This window comes from Halorhodospira sp. 9622 (assembly GCF_022228025.1).
Classification (GTDB): Bacteria; Pseudomonadota; Gammaproteobacteria; order Nitrococcales; family Halorhodospiraceae; genus Halorhodospira; species Halorhodospira halophila_A.
On the sequence record NZ_JAJNRE010000016.1, the window covers coordinates 1 to 15,427 of the forward strand.

Annotated in this window: 16 protein-coding genes; 8 read left to right on the forward strand and 8 right to left on the reverse strand. The window is 66.6% G+C overall.

Annotated elements, in window-relative coordinates:
• Positions 1 to 34: 34 nt before the first annotated feature.
• The 3 genes from LRG07_RS09610 to LRG07_RS09620 form a co-directional block, all read right to left on the reverse strand.
• Entirely contained in the window at positions 35 to 2,842 is a 2,808-nt protein-coding gene (locus LRG07_RS09610) for an EAL domain-containing protein (protein WP_238642242.1), read from the reverse strand.
• Positions 2,843 to 3,154: 312 nt separating this feature from the next.
• Positions 3,155 to 4,069 (reverse strand): homocysteine S-methyltransferase family protein, encoded by a 915-nt coding sequence (locus tag LRG07_RS09615; RefSeq protein WP_238642243.1) that lies wholly within the window; start codon positions 4,067 to 4,069, stop codon positions 3,155 to 3,157.
• A complete protein-coding gene (locus LRG07_RS09620) occupies positions 4,069 to 4,776 on the reverse strand; it encodes a hypothetical protein (protein WP_238642244.1) in 708 nt (235 codons plus the stop codon). The genes LRG07_RS09615 and LRG07_RS09620 overlap by 1 nt, the downstream gene beginning before the upstream one ends.
• A 134-nt stretch (positions 4,777 to 4,910) precedes the next feature.
• On the opposite strand from LRG07_RS09620, the gene LRG07_RS09625 reads away from it, so the two are divergent.
• The gene (locus tag LRG07_RS09625) at positions 4,911 to 5,735 is read left to right on the forward strand and encodes an alpha/beta hydrolase (protein ID WP_238642245.1); all 825 of its coding nucleotides are present in this window, start codon (positions 4,911 to 4,913) and stop codon (positions 5,733 to 5,735) included.
• Positions 5,736 to 5,875: 140 nt separating this feature from the next.
• Positions 5,876 to 6,640 carry an SDR family NAD(P)-dependent oxidoreductase gene (locus LRG07_RS09630; RefSeq protein WP_238642246.1) on the forward strand — a complete coding sequence of 255 codons (765 nt, stop codon included), beginning with the start codon at positions 5,876 to 5,878 and terminating at the stop codon, positions 6,638 to 6,640.
• Positions 6,641 to 6,681: 41 nt separating this feature from the next.
• Here the strand turns inward: LRG07_RS09630 and LRG07_RS09635 are convergent, their stop codons facing one another.
• Positions 6,682 to 7,341 carry a cytochrome b/b6 domain-containing protein gene (locus LRG07_RS09635; RefSeq protein WP_238642247.1) on the reverse strand — a complete coding sequence of 220 codons (660 nt, stop codon included), beginning with the start codon at positions 7,339 to 7,341 and terminating at the stop codon, positions 6,682 to 6,684.
• A gap of 219 nt (positions 7,342 to 7,560) precedes the next feature.
• Between LRG07_RS09635 and LRG07_RS09640 the strand changes: the two genes are divergently transcribed.
• Entirely contained in the window at positions 7,561 to 8,019 is a 459-nt protein-coding gene (locus LRG07_RS09640; RefSeq protein WP_201170356.1) for a cytochrome c, read from the forward strand.
• A gap of 162 nt (positions 8,020 to 8,181) precedes the next feature.
• On the opposite strand, the gene LRG07_RS09645 is transcribed toward LRG07_RS09640, so the two are convergent.
• Together LRG07_RS09645 and LRG07_RS09650 are read right to left on the reverse strand one after the other, a co-directional pair.
• Complete coding sequence (locus LRG07_RS09645) at positions 8,182 to 8,577, reverse strand: DUF2141 domain-containing protein (RefSeq protein ID WP_201242374.1); 396 nt, start codon at positions 8,575 to 8,577, stop codon at positions 8,182 to 8,184.
• Positions 8,578 to 8,675: 98 nt separating this feature from the next.
• A complete protein-coding gene (locus tag LRG07_RS09650; protein ID WP_201170362.1) occupies positions 8,676 to 9,641 on the reverse strand; it encodes an NAD-dependent epimerase/dehydratase family protein in 966 nt (321 codons plus the stop codon).
• Between the two features lie 91 nt (positions 9,642 to 9,732).
• Between LRG07_RS09650 and LRG07_RS09655 the strand changes: the two genes are divergently transcribed.
• The 5 genes from LRG07_RS09655 (at position 9,733) to LRG07_RS09675 (ending at position 14,320) form a co-directional block, all read left to right on the forward strand.
• Complete coding sequence (locus LRG07_RS09655; protein WP_201170364.1) at positions 9,733 to 10,053, forward strand: c-type cytochrome; 321 nt, start codon at positions 9,733 to 9,735, stop codon at positions 10,051 to 10,053.
• A gap of 11 nt (positions 10,054 to 10,064) precedes the next feature.
• On the forward strand, positions 10,065 to 11,369 hold the full coding sequence (locus LRG07_RS09660; protein ID WP_201241915.1) for an NAD(P)/FAD-dependent oxidoreductase: 1,305 nt from the start codon (positions 10,065 to 10,067) through the stop codon (positions 11,367 to 11,369).
• 85 nt (positions 11,370 to 11,454) lie between these two features.
• A complete protein-coding gene (locus LRG07_RS09665) occupies positions 11,455 to 13,542 on the forward strand; it encodes an AsmA family protein (RefSeq protein ID WP_238642248.1) in 2,088 nt (695 codons plus the stop codon).
• Between the two features lie 14 nt (positions 13,543 to 13,556).
• Positions 13,557 to 13,949, forward strand: coding sequence for a photoactive yellow protein (pyp, locus tag LRG07_RS09670; protein WP_201241917.1), 393 nt, complete (start codon positions 13,557 to 13,559; stop codon positions 13,947 to 13,949).
• Between the two features lie 125 nt (positions 13,950 to 14,074).
• Positions 14,075 to 14,320 (forward strand): hypothetical protein, encoded by a 246-nt coding sequence (locus LRG07_RS09675; protein ID WP_201170372.1) that lies wholly within the window; start codon positions 14,075 to 14,077, stop codon positions 14,318 to 14,320.
• 48 nt (positions 14,321 to 14,368) lie between these two features.
• Here LRG07_RS09675 and LRG07_RS09680 read toward each other — a convergent pair whose 3' ends face one another.
• Together LRG07_RS09680 and LRG07_RS09685 are read right to left on the reverse strand one after the other, a co-directional pair.
• Entirely contained in the window at positions 14,369 to 14,854 is a 486-nt protein-coding gene (locus tag LRG07_RS09680) for a thioredoxin fold domain-containing protein (protein ID WP_238636467.1), read from the reverse strand.
• 76 nt (positions 14,855 to 14,930) lie between these two features.
• On the reverse strand, positions 14,931 to 15,314 hold the full coding sequence (locus tag LRG07_RS09685; protein WP_201241918.1) for a sel1 repeat family protein: 384 nt from the start codon (positions 15,312 to 15,314) through the stop codon (positions 14,931 to 14,933).
• Between the last annotated feature and the right edge of the window lie 113 nt (positions 15,315 to 15,427).

Consider the following 15,427-nt stretch of genomic DNA (forward strand, 5'->3'; position numbering starts at 1 on the left):
TCGTTGCCGGACTCAACCAGTGCCTGCCATTGACTTATTTATTCAGTTTGCTAATGCCCGTTAGTAGGGGTGCCACGTGCTGCGGTAACAAAGGAGGACTGAAGAAGTAGCCTTGACCTTCGAGGCACCCGTTATCGACCAGGAAGTCCCGCTGCACCCGGTTCTCGATGCCCTCGGCGATCACTTGCTTGTCCAGGTTTTCACCCATCGCGATGATAGCGCGGATGATAGCGGCATCCTCGGGATGGTGAGCCGGGTTCGCCTCCATCTCGGCTATGAAGGAACGGTCGATCTTGATCGCATGGACAGGTAGGCGCTTGAGATAATTTAGGGATGAGTAGGCGGTCCCGAAGTCATCGATAGCGATCCGCAGGCCCAACTCACTGAGTTCAGACAGTTTGTGCGCCGTCTCGGCTACGTGGTGCATGGCAGCGCTTTCGGTAATCTCCAGCTCGAGGTCGCCAGCATCCACACCGGTTTCGTGGAGCACCGTGCGGATCCGTGAAATGACTGCCGGGTCTCGCAGTTCGCACGCCGAGAGATTGACGGCGACCGGTACGGTCGGGACACCCTGATCTTTCCAGGTGCGGATTTGGATGCAGGTCTGTCGCAAGATCTCGGGGCCCAGAGACAAGATGAACCCCGTTTCCTCCGCCCGCGGTATGAAACGATCTGGCGCGAGCTGTCCCCGGATCGGATGCTGCCAGCGCACCAAGGCTTCGAGGCTGAGCACGGCTCCCGTTGAGAGGTTGACGCGTGGTTGATAGATGACGTGGAACTGCCCCTCGTCCAGCGCGACGCGCATTGCCTGATCCAGTTCCATGCGCTCTTGTAGCGCGGCATCCATCTCCGGGGTATAAAACTGATAGCACCGTCTTCCTTCGGCCTTGGCTCGGTACATGGCGGTATCAGCGTGTCGAACTAGTTCCTCGGCTGCGTCGCTGTCTTCCGGAGACATGGCGATGCCCATGCTCACCGTCACTCGAACCTCTTTGCCGTCAAGCCACACCGGCTCGCCGATGGCCGCCTGGATCCGCTCGATTACCGCGATAACGCTCTCCTCATGATCGAGACGCGGCAAAAGCAGGACGAACTCATCTCCGCCGAAACGCGCGATGGTGTCTTGCGCCCGGAGTATGCCCCGTACCCTTCTGGAGATTTCGACCAGCAGCTCGTCACCAAGTGTGTGACCGAGCGAATCGTTCACGACCTTGAAATCGTCCAGATCGATGAACACAACCGCGAGGACACCTTGCTCCCTCTGTGATTGCGCCACGGCCTGGCTGATCCGGTCCAACAGGAGGTTGCGATTGGGGAGGCCTGTCAGCGGGTCGTGAAAAGCGAGATACTCCAGGCGCTCCATCAAGGCGCGCTTGTCGGTGATGTCCTCCGCCAGTTTGATGTAGTGGGTGATTTCACCCGAGGCATCGCGCACCGGTGCAATCCTGGCTCGCTCTAGGTAAGACCCGCCGGAACGCTTGCGATTCGTTAACTCGCCTTCCCAGATGCCCGTGGTGCGGATCGCCTGCCAGATTTCGCCGTGTTTCTGAAACTCTTCTTGCTCATGGCTCAGAAACCCGGTCGCTTGCCCCACGATCTCGTCTCGAGAGAACCCGGTTACGTCGCAGAAAGTCTGATTGACGTAATCGATCACGCCCTCGGTATCAGAGATAACGACCAGGCCGGGGCTCTGCTCAACGGCGTAGGCCAGCCACTCGTTGCGTTCCTCCGCGCGTTTACGCTCGGTGATATCCAAGCTAGACCCAAGGATCTTCTCGAGTCGGCCATGCGCGCCGTACACGGCGGTGGCCTGGTAGAGGATCCAGCGCCAGCTACCGTCCCGGTGGCGCGCCCGCACCTCGGCGCGGGCGCGTCCGTGCGGCTGCTCGGTGCACGCCTGAAACAAACTCTCCGCTGCACCCTGTTCTTCGTGGTGAATGCGCGACAGCCATGCCTCCAGGGCATCGCTCAGTTCGTGGTCCTGATAGCCGAGCTGCGCCTTGAACTCAGGGGAGAAAAAGACCGTTCTAGACGGTCGCCACTCAAAGAGGCCGAGGTTGCCGCCCTGAACGGCTTCCCAGAGCCGCTCGCGGTCCCGGCTTCGCGCCGTGATATCGACATCCATGCAGTAGAGGCGCAGGTCATCCTCCGTAACGCGAACCATTACATGGCAGGAGAAGACGGTTACCGGATGGCCGTGCCGATGGCGCAGCACCAGGATCTCCGAGGAGGGCAGACTCGCGCCCTCACGCAGCTCCTGCATGCGCCGGATAAACGAGTCGCGCGCCTCTGGGGGGATAATAAGGTCTGCTAGGTTGCCCCCCATAGCCTCCTCGGCTGTATAGCCATAGAGCCGTTCACTGGCACGGTTCCAGTGAACCACTGTGCCGTCGAGCTGATACCCCTGGATCGCGATATCCGGTACGGTATCCAGGACATGCGCCAGCGCGATCTCATTACGGCGGAGGGACTCCTCGGTCTCTCTCCGGGCGGTCACATCGTGGTTAATCGCGCAGTACCCCCGGTACGAACCGGAATCGTCCCAGACCTCTCGGCGTGCCTGCTCAATACAGCGAACTTCCCCCGATCGGGTGAGGATGCGGAAATGTAAAGTTGTTGCAGCAGTATCGTTGTTGGTCTGGCAATGCTCACCGTGGTGGGCGCGGTCGTCGGGGTGGATTAGGCGCTCCAAAAGGTTAGGATCATCCAACAGTTCTTGCGCCGAGTAACCGGTAACCGACTGACAGGCCGACGAGACGTAGAGGAGTCGTCCGTCCTGCCCCACCCAGTAGACCCATTCGGGTAAGGAATCCGCCAGAAGCCGTTCACGTTCCTCACGCAACCGCTCGGGGGCATCCCGGTACCTGGCTGGCGATCTTCGACGCTGCTTCATGGGCTAGCCGCTCGGCAGGGGCTATCTGAGGAGAGCAAATGAGCCGCGGTGGTTCTTTGAACTTGGACCAGGGTTGGAGAAGAAGTCAAGGAGCCCGCTGGGGGTAAGCTGCGCCGGTCCGGGATGTTCTTGCGGCACTGTGCATCGGGCTGCGACAGGCGGTCGCCGCGGCACGTCCGGCACCCCTCAAGGCTCGATCGTCCCTGATCGAGCGCCCCGCGGCCATCAAGGCCCGCGGTCTTTGAAACGGGTAACCGGCCGCTAGGCCGATACCAACTCGTACCCGGCGGCGGCCAGCTCCTTGCTTAGGGTCTCGATGTGGGCCGGGCCCACCTCGCAGCAGCCACCGACGATGCTCGCACCCTGTCGCACCCAGCCCAGCGCATGCTCGGCATAGGCGGCGGGGTCGAGGTCCTTGCGGGCCTCCAGCACATCGACCGTACCCCCCGGCTGCAGTGCCTCGACGGAGGTGAAGGCGTTGGCGTAGGCGCCGAACGGCACGCCAAACTCCGCGATCTCGCTCATGGCCGTGGTGACTGCCTCGGGCACCGCGCAGTTGATCAGCACGCCCTGCGCGCCCACGGCCACCACTTCACGAGCCGCTTCGGCAAGAGACTCGCCGGAGCGCAGGCGTGTGCCATCCCCGTCGTCCACCGTGAACGCCGTCCAGACCGGCAGATTGCTCTCTACCCCGGCGATCGTGGCGGCACGGGCCTCTCGGGTAAGGGACATGGTTTCGCAGAGGAAAAGATCGACCCCCTCGGCCTGGGCATCGACCATCTGGCGGTAGTCGGCGTGACAGGTGGCGTCGTCCGGCGCTACGTCGGGGCGATAGCTCGCCACCAGCGGTGGCAGGCAACCGGCGATGCGCACATCCTGACCCGTTTCCTCACGGGCCGTGCGGGCGGCGTTTAGTGCCGCCTCGTGCAGGGGATGGAACAGATCGGGGTCCCCGTCACGGGCCAGACGGCGCGGGGTGGCACTATAGGTGTTGGCGGTGATCACCCGGGCGCCGGCCTTGATGAAGTCGCGGTGGGCGGCGACCACCAGCTCCGGCTCTTCCAGCATCACCTGGGCGGACCACAGCGGTGACGCCGGGCGGCTGCTGCGCCGGCGCAGCTCCTGCCCCATGCCACCATCCAGTACCACGACCCGATTGCCTTGAGCATTCACCATTAAAGTATCCCCTTGTTTCCGCGAAAGCAGTCGACCCCGGCGGGGCCCGCTCGCCCCGAGGGTGACCGCCTCACCTTACGCACAAGGGGCAGGCCCCGAAAATAGCGCCGCACCCCGAAGCCGACGAAATTGGAGCCGCCGCGGACCCCGTCGAACAGGCCGAAGACGCCGGAGCGGTGGTGGATGCGCACGAATCCACTCCAGGCCCGCCCCGGGGGCTTGCCCTCCAACTCCAGCAGCAGGTAGTTGAGCAATCGGGTGGAGGCTTTCTCGTCGTCCTTATCCCCACGGGGCTCGATGGGGGGCTCCTCGGTCGCCCAGGACAGCCCCTCGCCGAAGGCCGCCCGGGTATCCAGCCAGCGATCCCAGGGGAAGCGGGTCCAGCGCGCGACCAGCACGCCGTTGATCTCCCCATGGCGCTGCAGACCGGTGTGCCGGACCAGCTGCCCCTCCACCTCCAGGTCCAGGCCGCCGCGGCGGGCGAAGCGGGTGCCGTAGGCCACGCTCAGCAGATAGCTCTCCTGCCGGCTGGCGGAGGCCCGGCTGATGATATGAACCAGCCGGTTCTGGGCGCTCTGGCCGACGTAGAGCGCCACATAGGACCGGCTGTCACCGGCTCCCGCCGGCTCTGCCCGCTCCATGGCCCCAGACGACGGGCCCGCCAGGACCAGGATCAGGGTGACAAGAGCGAGCCGGCCTCCCCTCATAACGATCACACCTTTGCGCCCGCACGAATCCCCAGCCCCCAATGTAGCCCAGCGCCCCCCCGCCCTCGCCGCGGCGCGGCACGAGCCGTTACCCTGTCCGCCATGAACCGCCAGCCTGCCTCACGGAGATCCGGATGCGCTTGCTGCTGAGCCTCGCTGCGGCGGCCGGCCTGATCTACATCGGTTTCGGCGCGCTGCTTTTCTTCGGGCAGGAGCGGATGGTCCACCTGCCGCAGATCCCTTCCCGCGAGCTGCAATCCGCCCCGGCGGACCGCGGCTGGGACTATCAGGATCTGGCCATCCCGAGCACCGACGGGGTCACCCTGCACGGCTGGCGCATCCCGGCTGATAGCCCCCGCGGGGTGGTGGTGTTCTTCCACGGCAACGCCGGAAACATCTCCCACCGCCTGGACACGATCGCGATCCTCCGCGATCTGGGGCTGGATGTGATCATCTTCGACTACCGCGGGTACGGGCAAAGCGAAGGCAGCGCCCACGAGGCGGGGCTGCACGAGGATGCCCGTGCGGTGGCCCGCTGGGTGCGCGAGGAACTGGGCGTGCCCAGCGAGCGGATGGTCTTCCATGGCCGCTCGCTGGGCGGTGCCCTGGCGGCCAGCGCGGCGCGCCACACCAGCCCGGCGGCGCTGATCCTGGAATCGAGCTTCACATCGGCCGAGGCGGTGGCCCGCGACCTCTATCCGTTCTACCCCGCCCGCTGGCTAACGCGGCTCGAATACGCCACTGCTGACTATCTCGCCGAGACCCGGGCGCCGGTGCTGATCGTTCACAGCCGTGACGACGAGATCATCCCCTACCACCACGCCCGCTCCCTGCGCGAGGCCGCCCCGGGCGAGGCGCAGCTGCTCACCATCCGCGGTGACCACAACACCGGTTTTCTCACCAGCGGCCGGGCGTATCGCGACGGGCTGCGGCAGTTCCTGGACCAGCACCTGCCGTGACCCGGCCAGGGCGAGGTGCGATCCGCACCCGAGCTGGCCCGCATCAGCACCACCGGGCGGGCCACGTAGAGCGCCAGCATCGAGAGGACTAGAATGATCAGCGAGTAGGCGCCGCCGAATCTGAACGAGGGGAACGAACCATGAAGGGAGTAGACGGCAAGGTCATCGTCATCACCGGGGCCGCTGGGGGCATCGGCGAGGCCACGGCACGCCACCTCCACGCCCAGGGGGCGCGCCTGTTGCTCACCGACCGGGAGCTCGACGGTGTGCAGCGGCTGGCCGAGGAGTTGGGTGAAGGCACCGCCGCCACGGCGGTGGACGTCTCCAGCCAGGCCGACAACGAGGCCATGATCCGCGAGGCCGAGTCGCAATTCGGGGCTGTGCACGGGGTCTTTCTCAACGCCGGCATCGAGGGTCGGGCCGGTCCGCTGGAAGCGGCGGACGACAGCGTCTGGGAGCAGGTGCTGGCGGTCAACGTGCACGGCGTCCGCTACGGCATCCAGGCCGCCCTGCCCGCTCTGCGCCGCGCCGGTGGCGGCAGCCTCCTGATCACCTCGAGTGTCGCTGGCGTGCGTGGCGTCGCCGGGCTGAGCCCCTACGTCAGCAGCAAGCACGCGGTCATGGGCCTGATGCGCACCGCCGCGGCTGAGCTCGGCGCCGAGGGGATCCGGGTCAACTGCGTGAACCCGGGCCCGGTGGACAACCGGATGATGCGCTCGATCGAGGATCAGGTCAGCCCCGGGCACGGCGACGAGGTCAAGCAGGGCTTCACGGCGCGCATCCCGCTCGGGCGCTACGTCAACAACGACGAGGTCGCGTCCGTGGCGGCCTTCCTGCTCTCTGATGCGGCCTCGGGGATCACCGGCTCCAACTACATGGTCGACGGCGGGATGACCGCCCAGTGACCGGCCAAGCGTGGGCCGCCCACCCGGGTGGCCCGCGTGTCTTACGGTGCCGTGGCCAGGAGCAGCCACACCACGCCCACCGCCACCGCGGCGGCGACGGCGGCACGGTAGAGCGGCGCAATCCAGGGCGGTGCGAAACCGTTGCGCTTGTAGCCGCTGATCATGGCCATGAGCAGCCGCTCGCCACGCACCCAGCGATACACCGCGATGGCCACCACGTGGAGGGTGATCAGGATCAGCAGCAGGTCGAAGGTGCGGCTGTGCAGGCGAGTCATGGTGCGCTCCATGTCGGAGCCGATCCAACCGGTCAGCGGTCCGCTACGCAGGATATCGTCGGTGGCGAATAGCCCCGATACCGCCTGCACCAGCACCAACGCCAGAAGGGCAACCACCGCCCAACCACCGAGTGGGTTGTGGCCGCGACTCGGGGTGCGGTCGCGCCACCAGTCCCGGAGGTAGCGGGCAATGGTGCGTGGACCCGCCAGAAAGTCGCCGAATCGCGCCGTCTCGCTGCCGAACCACCCCCATAGCAGCCGGAACAGGATCAGGGTGATGACCGCATAACCGCTCCACTGATGGAGATCCCAGCCCGACAGCCCCTGCTCCGCGCTGTACCACGAGAGCCCGAGGGCAACCACCAGGGCCCAGTGGAAGAGCCGTGTGGGTAAGTCCCAGACCAGAACCCGCTGTTCTCCGCTCATCATCCCCCTTCCATGCACGCGGGCGATCCTTGTGCGTACCGCTGACCCGCTGCTCGCACGGTATCCAGCCTAGCTCCTCACCCGGTGCCTGTCAGGCCCCTTGGGTGCTCCCGCGTTTGATCCAGCCCCAACCACCGACTAGGCTTGAGCAAGTGCTGCCAAGCAACGGATCCATCGGGGTCCACTTCCCCGGACCCGACTAGCGCGAAAGGAGGTGCCATGATGCGCAGACTGCTCTCCACCACCCTGGCCATCACGACCGGATGCCTGTTGGCGACCGGCGCAGTGGCACAATCCGACGAGGATCAGATCGATTACCGGCAGGCCGTGTTCACCCTGGTCGGCGCCAACTTCGGCCCGATGGGCGACATGGCTCAGGGTGAGATCGACTATGACGCCGAGCAGTTCGCCCGCAATGCGGCCCGCGTTGCGGACCTTAGCCGCATGGCCAAGGAGGGTTTTGAGGGCGGCCCTCACGATGGTGACACCGATGCCAAGCCGGCTATCTGGGATGAGTGGGACCGCTTCTCCGAGGGCATGACCCATTTCGAGACCGCCGCCCAGGAGCTTGCCGAGGCCACCGAAGGGGGGGATCGCGAGCTGGCGGATGTTCAGGATCGCTTCATGCAGGTCGCTGAATCCTGCCAGAGCTGCCACGACAACTACCGCGACAACTGATCCCCGGATGATCGATTAGGGGCGCCGCTCCGGGCGCCCCAACCCTTGGCAACCAGGACGGACCCGATCCGCGCACCACGCTCCGGATCGGACGATGCTCCGCGACGAGATCCCATTCCCCCGGGGCCGGTAAACGGCCCGGGCATACGCCGCCCGCCGGCGCTAACGCAGATCCAAGGTGATGCGGGTCCCGCCCTCTTCCACCGTAAACGCGGCATCCTCGAAGTCGGGCGGTCCCATGCGGCCCATGGCGCCGCGGCTAAAACCGGCGGGTTCTCTCGGCACACCCAGGAAGTTGGTGGTCAGATCGCCACTGCCGTCCAGGTCCTGGAAGGCGGCCACGGCGTACTGACCGGGGGTCAGATCGGAGATCGTCAGCGTCACCGCGTCGCCCTCCACCGGACGGGTCTTGCGCGCGCGCGCCCGGTCCGCATCGGGGAAGGCCTCCGCGTCGTCGAAGAGTGCGACGTAGACACTGCCCTGGTCGGCCTTCGGCAACAGGATCTCCACCTCCAGCGTCACGGCCCGCGCCGCGACACCAACGGTCAGACCGAGCATGAGCGCCACCACCCGGACCCCGAGCCTCCCCGCCCCTGGACACAGCCCCGCTTTCCCCGAACGGGGCGTCAACTGCCGCACCCTCACGTTCGTCCTCCTTAGCCGATCGTGTCCGCCAGCGCGCCGCCGCCATCGCGGTACGGTGCCAGCAGGCGGTCGATTAGTTCCAGCAGCTGGCGCCTCTCGGCCAGCGGCTCGCGGGTACCCGGCACCAGGTACGGTGAGACGCTCCGACGATCGAAGTAGAACCCTCCGGATTCCGGTGCGCTCGAGGCCTCAGCCCCACTGGGCCCGCCGGCCCTTGCCGCCAGCCACACCAAGGTGTCCGCCCCCTGCTCGGGACTGCGCAACCGGCCGCGGGTCCAGCGCCAGAACCCCGGGATCGCCTCACGCACCCCGGCGGTATCCACCCAGCCAGGATGCATGGCGCAGCAGTCCACATCGCGGAACAGCGGCATGCGGGCCATCTGCGCATTGACGATCGTCTGTGCGCGCTTGACGTTGGCGTAGGTGGCGACCTTGTCGTAGCGTTCGTTTTCAAAGATATGGCGCAGGTGCAGGCGCTGCAGGTACATCCCCCCGGAACTCATCCAGATCACGCGGGCGCCCTCGCGCAGCCTGCCGGAGCTGGCCAGGTTGTGGACGAGCAGGTAGTGCCCGAAGAGCTGCGAGGCCATCTGCAGCTCAACGCCGTCGGCATTGCGCGTGAACTGCTCCGGCATCCCTCCGGCGTTGAGGGCCACAAAGTCAAGCGGCGGAAGGGTCTCCCCCGCGCGTGCCACGGCCGCCCAGTCCCCCGTATCCAGCGTGCGGTAATCCGGGTCCCCGGTCCCTGCCCCGCGCCCGCAACTCAGCACTCGATGGCCCATGCCGCGCAGGCGCTCAACGGCTGCAGCGCCGATGCCACGACTGCCGCCGGTAATCAGGCCGGTCAGTGCCTCCTGCGGGCCTTCCCGCAGGCGGTCCCGGAACCCCGGCCAGGTGCGCGCGTGGCGCTCGAAGCCGCTACGGTCGAATGAGAAGTAGATGGATGCATCGAGTAGCCACTCGTGGGGTTTTCTCATGGGCAGACCGTTCCGTGCGGCGAAGGGTGTGGCGTATACTCCGCAGCTTAATCGCGCCGCGCTCGACATCAAAGGGAGGAGACTTCGAGCGATGCCCGTCAGGAAACCACCCCTTCGCACCATCCTGATCGCCCTGTGCGGGGCCCTCCTTGTCACCCCCGTCCAGGCCGACGACGACCCGCTCACCCGCGGTGAGCTCATCGCCCAGAGCTGCTTTGCCTGCCACGGCCCCGATGGCCAGGGTGCCGATACCATGCCGCCGATCGCCGGCTGGGACGAGGAGCTGATGGTGGAATATCTGGAAGACTTCCAGAAAGGCAAGCGCAACCCCACCGTGATGGACCGTCACGCAACCGGTTACACCGCGGACGAGATCCGCGAGCTTGCCGCCTACCTGAGTGAACTCGACTGAGGCCCTGGATCATGAGCCGATCATACTCCCGACGCGATTTCCTGCGCCTGGGTGCCACCGGTGGCACCATAGCCGCACTGGGGCTGGCCGGCTTCCCCACCCTGAGCCTGGCCCGCAGCCAGCTCGATGCCCGCATCGCCGTGGTCGGGGGCGGTTCCGCCGGTGCCACCGTGGCCCGGTACCTCAAGGAGCACGCACCCAACCTGCGGATCACTCTGATCGAGCCCAACGAGACCTACTACACCTGCTACGCTGGCAACTGGTACCTCGGCGGTTTCCGGGATCTGGACACGCTGGGCCACGGCTACGACAACCTGCGTGAACGCCATGGCATCGAAGTGATCCATGACCGCGCTGAAGAGCTGGACCTGGCCGGCAGGCGCGTCATGACCCGCAACCATACCCCCATCCAGTACGACCGCTTGGTGGTCGCCCCAGGTATCGACTTCGACTGGGACCGGGTCGAGGGCCTCGACCGAGAAGGTACCGAGCAAATCCCACACGCCTGGCAGGGCGGCCGCCCGTTCCGGATCCTGCGCGAGCAGCTCGAGGCTATGGACGACGGTGGCACCGTCATCGTCTGCCCGCCTGAGTCGCCGTACCGTTGCCCGCCCGGGCCTTACGAGCGCATGGCGCTGATCGCCCACTACCTCAAGTCCCATAAACCGCGGGCGAAAGTGCTGGGACTCGATCCGAAGGACAGCTTCTCGAAGCAGACCCTGTTCAAGCAGGGCTGGGAGGAGCTCTACGGCGACATGATCGAGTGGGTTCCCGCGTCCGCCGGCGGCGCCCCCGAACGGCTCTCGGTGGCAGACCGCAGAGTCTTCACCGACGGGGGGGACCAGATGCACCAGGGTGATGTCATCAACTTTATCCCGCCTCAGCAGGCCGGCGCCATCGCCCATCGGGCCGGCCTGGTCGACGACACCGGCTGGTGCCCGGTGGATCAGGAGACCTTCCGGTCGAAGCGGCACGAAGACGTCTACATCATCGGGGATGCGGCGATCGCAGGCGACATGCCCAAGTCAGCCCACAGCGCCAACAACCAGGGTAAACTGGTGGCCGCAACCATCGTCGGCGAACTCACTGGAGAGCCAAGCCCGGGGTTCCCCACGGTCAACACCTGTTACAGCCTGGTCGCACCCGATTGGGCGTTCACCATCGCGGCGGTCTTCGAGCACCGCGACGGACGAATCCGCGAGGTGGAGGGCTCCGGGGGGCTCAGCCCAGAGGACGAGGGCAAGGAGTTTCGTCAGGTCGAGGCCATTTACGCACCCGGCTGGTACGAATCAATCACCCGGGACATGTTCGGGTAGGGCGCTTCTGCCCGGTTGGCGATCGGGGATACGGCCGCGCTAGAGTGGGTCGCATCACCGGATGCCGGAAAGGACCCGTTCAACCATGCTGCGCCTTCTCAAGTGGCTCCTGCTGGGCCTCCTCGCCCTGATCCTGACCCTGGGCGTCGCCATTGCCGTGGCGGCGCTGGTTATCGACCCGAACGAATACCGCGATGACCTTGCCGCCCTCGCCGAGCGCGAGCTGGGCCGGGAGTTCGAGATCGAGGGCGAGATCGAGTGGTCGTTCTTCCCCTGGCTCGGTATCGAGGTCGGACGCATCACGATGGCCGACGCCGACGGCTACCACGACGAGCCGTTCGTTGAGTTCGACCGGCTCGCCGCCGCCATGAAGGTCTGGCCGCTGCTGCGCGGCGAACTGCACACGCGGGCCGTCGAGATCGAGCGTCCGGTTGTGCGGTTGATGCGTGACGAGGATGGCCAAGACAACTGGACGGACCTGGCAGAGCGATTCGCCGCGGCGGAGTCCGACGCCGGGCAGCAGCCCGCCGGAGCCGATGCCCCGGCGGATGCTGACGCGACCGAGCCCCCTCCGGCCGACCTTGAGGCCCTGGCGGGGATGGTCATCGGCGGAGTTCGTCTCAACGAGGGGGCCGTCTACTGGGAGGACCGCAGCGATGACCGGCGGATCCGGCTGGATCCCGTCAACCTGGAGATCGACACCCTGCGCTTGGACGAACCCGTGGGGATCCGGGCCGACGCCCTGGTCGGTGACGAGGAATACCTCGAGTTCACCAGTGAGGCCCGGCTGCGCCAAGCCGATGCCGGCCCGGAGCTGACGGCCAGCTGGTCGCTGAGCCCCCTCGATCCCAAGGGCCTGCTCGAGGCGCTCGGCGAGGAGCCGCCGGAGACCGAGGATCCCGGGGTGCTGCGCAGCTTTAGCGGCTCCGGGGAGATCGACGCCACGGCAGAGCGCATCGATCTGACCGGGCTCGCCGTCGAGCTGGATGACAGCCGGGTCGAGGGCGAGGCGGCCATCGAGCCCGCGCATCCGACCATCGAGCTGGCGCTGCAGCTCGACCACATCGATCTTGACCGCTACCTGCCGCCCGAAACAGCTGAGGGCGAGCCAAGCGGCCATGGCAACGGCGGGAACACGGACAGCGACGACGGTCCGCAAGAGGGGCTGGGGGATCTGCGCGAAGTGGCCCTGGACTTCCCGCTGGAGCCACTGCGCCCGCTGGTCGTCGAGGGCCGCATCGGCATCGACGAACTCCATGCCGCCGACCTGACGGTCAGCGACTTCGAGGCCCGGCTCACCGGCAGCGAGGGCGAGTTGGGTGCCGAATCCCTGCGCGCCCGCCTTTACGAAGGCGAGCTGGCCGGTCACGCCTGGCTGGATGCCCGCGGCGACGTACCCGCTTTCAACGTGGCCACCTCCCTCGAAGGCGTGGCCTTTGCGCCCCTACTGGAGGATCTGCTGGATCGTGACTGGCTCCACGGGCGCGGCCATTTCCATTTCGAGGGCAGTGGCGGGGGCGCGCACCTGCACGGGCTGATCGAGGATTTCGAGGGGTCGGGCCGGATCGCCGCCGAGGACGGCAACCTGCTCGGGCTGAACATCCCCCACAAGATCCGCGAGGCGGCGGCCCAGCTGCGCCGTGAGGAACCGCCGGAGGCCCCCGGCCATGACGAGCGGACGGACTTCTCGGACCTGACCGCGAGCTTCACCCTGGAAGACGGCATCGCGCACAACGAGGACCTGCTGCTCGAGTCGCCCGTGCTCCAGGCCACCGGCGAAGGGTCGGCAAACATCCTTGCCGAGGAGATCGACTACCGCGTGCGGGCAACCCTGCCCGACGGCCTGAACGAGGAGGATGCCCCGCTGCTGCACCGCCTGGCCGGGGCCACAATCCCCCTGGAGATCACCGGTTTTCTGTTTGAGCCGGACATCCGGCTCGACCTCGCCGAAGCCTTGGGTGAGGAGCGCCTGGAGCGTCTCGGTGCCGCACGCGAAGAGATCGAGGAGCGGGTGGACGAGGAGCGCGAACGCCTGGAACGGGAGGCCGAGCAGGAGCAGGAGCGTCTCGAACAGGAGGCGCGGGAGCAGCGCGAACGCCTCGAGCAGGAGGCGGAAGAGCAGCGCGACGAGGCGGAACGGCGCCTCCGCGACGAGGTGGAGAGCTTCTTCTAAGGAGGGATCATCGGATGGGCACACTCCTGTTCGGTCGCGCAGACTTGGAGAACCGGCTGGCGGCCATGACGCCGGAGGAGATCGACGAGCTTCCCTTCGGCGTCATCCAGATCGACGACAACGGATGCATCCTCCTCTACAACGCCACCGAGGGGACCATCACCGGTCGGGATCCGGCGGAGATGATCGGTCGCGATTTCTTCAACGAGGTCGCCCCATGCGGTCATACGGAGACCTTCTACGGTCGTTTCCGGGAGGGCGTCCGGAGCGGCGATCTCAACGAGATCTTCGACTACACCTTCGACTACCGGATGGCGCCGACGAAGGTCCGGGTGCACATGAAACGGGCCCTGAGCGGGGACAGCTACTGGATCTTCGTCAAGCGGATCAGTGCCCCGGCCGCCTGATGGAAGGGGCCCGTCGGCCGCCTGCACCCCCGGATCCCGCTGGCGTGGCGCGCAGCCGGGTGGCTCGGGGATAATGGGGACCCGCCCAAGCCCACCGGGCGCATGCCCAAGCCAGAGGGAGCCGCATGAGCGAAGACACCCCCAGACTCAACACCGACCTTGCCAGACAGGTTCAGGCCCTGGGCCTGGAGGCCGTCGACGCCCAGGACGACGAGCCAATGGCCACGGTGGAGGCCCTCATGCTCGGGACGCTTTCCTTCGCCCGCAACTACATGAGCGGTGCGGACCTGGCCGACTATCTCCGCTTCGTCGCCGAGCACGTCGAGCGGGCCGACGACGACCTGGAAGACGAACCGGGCGAAGAACCGTGATCGCACCGGCCCCCGGGCGGTAGGTAGCCCCGGGGCCGACCTCGCGACCTATTCGGCGGCCATGCGCTCGAGGGCATCGAGGGCCTGCTGCTCGCCCCCGACAAAGAACCGCACCTCGCCATCGGTGTCCCGGTAGAAGACCGTGGGTACGCTACGCACGCCCAGCTCTTGGGCCAGACGCATGTTGGCCTGGACGGCGTCGTAGCCGTCCACATCCTTCTCGTCCTCGATCATCGCCGCTGCATCTGCCTGCGCGCCCGAGCCGAGGAACCCGACCGGTACCCAGCGCCACTCCACGCTGGGCGTGGCATCGTTATCCACGGCGTTCTTCAGGTTGGTGCAGGCCGGGCAGTGCGGATCCTTGAAGGCGTAGACGCGGAAGTCGCTCTCGCCCTGCGCGATGTAGTGGCTATCGGCAAGGCGATCGAAGACGTCCGCCCGGGCGGACTCCCCCGGCGTGCCGTCAGAGCAGCCCACCATCAAAACCGCACCGCCCACGAGTCCCAAAACCGCCTGACGCATTACTCGACTCATCGATCACTCCCTCATCCATCCACCTGCGTAATGAGCCACCCGGGCGCGCCGCTGCGGCGCGCCCGGGCACCCCGCCTCAGTGCTCCACCCCGGGCAGCACGGCGTTGAGCAGGTGCGCCGCGCGCTCGTGGCCGGCCTCGGCCGCCTGCTCCCAAAGCTCGGCGGTGCGTTCCATGTCCGGCTCCGTCGTATGCCCCTCCAGGTACATCCAGCCTAGCTGAACCTTGGCCTCGGCATCTCCGGCGTCAGCCAGATCCCGGAAGGCCTCGTAGGCACCTTCCAGCTTCCCCTGCTCGTGGAGTTCGAAGGCCTCGTTCAGGGCCTGATCCGCTTCGCTCAGCTCCTCGTCCTGGCCGGACGCCGCTCCCGGCTCCGTGGCCTGGGCACCGCCGACCCAGCCGGTGACCGCCAGCACGAGCACCACAGCGAGCCAGTACGGTCTGTTGCGTTGTGGCCGCATGGATCTCCTCCGAAACGTCATCTGGGTCGGCGCAGCGTAACGCAGGATCGCCCCGCTGTCGCACCGCGACGATGCGCTCGGCCACGGAAAGGTGCATTCGCTCTATCATTGAC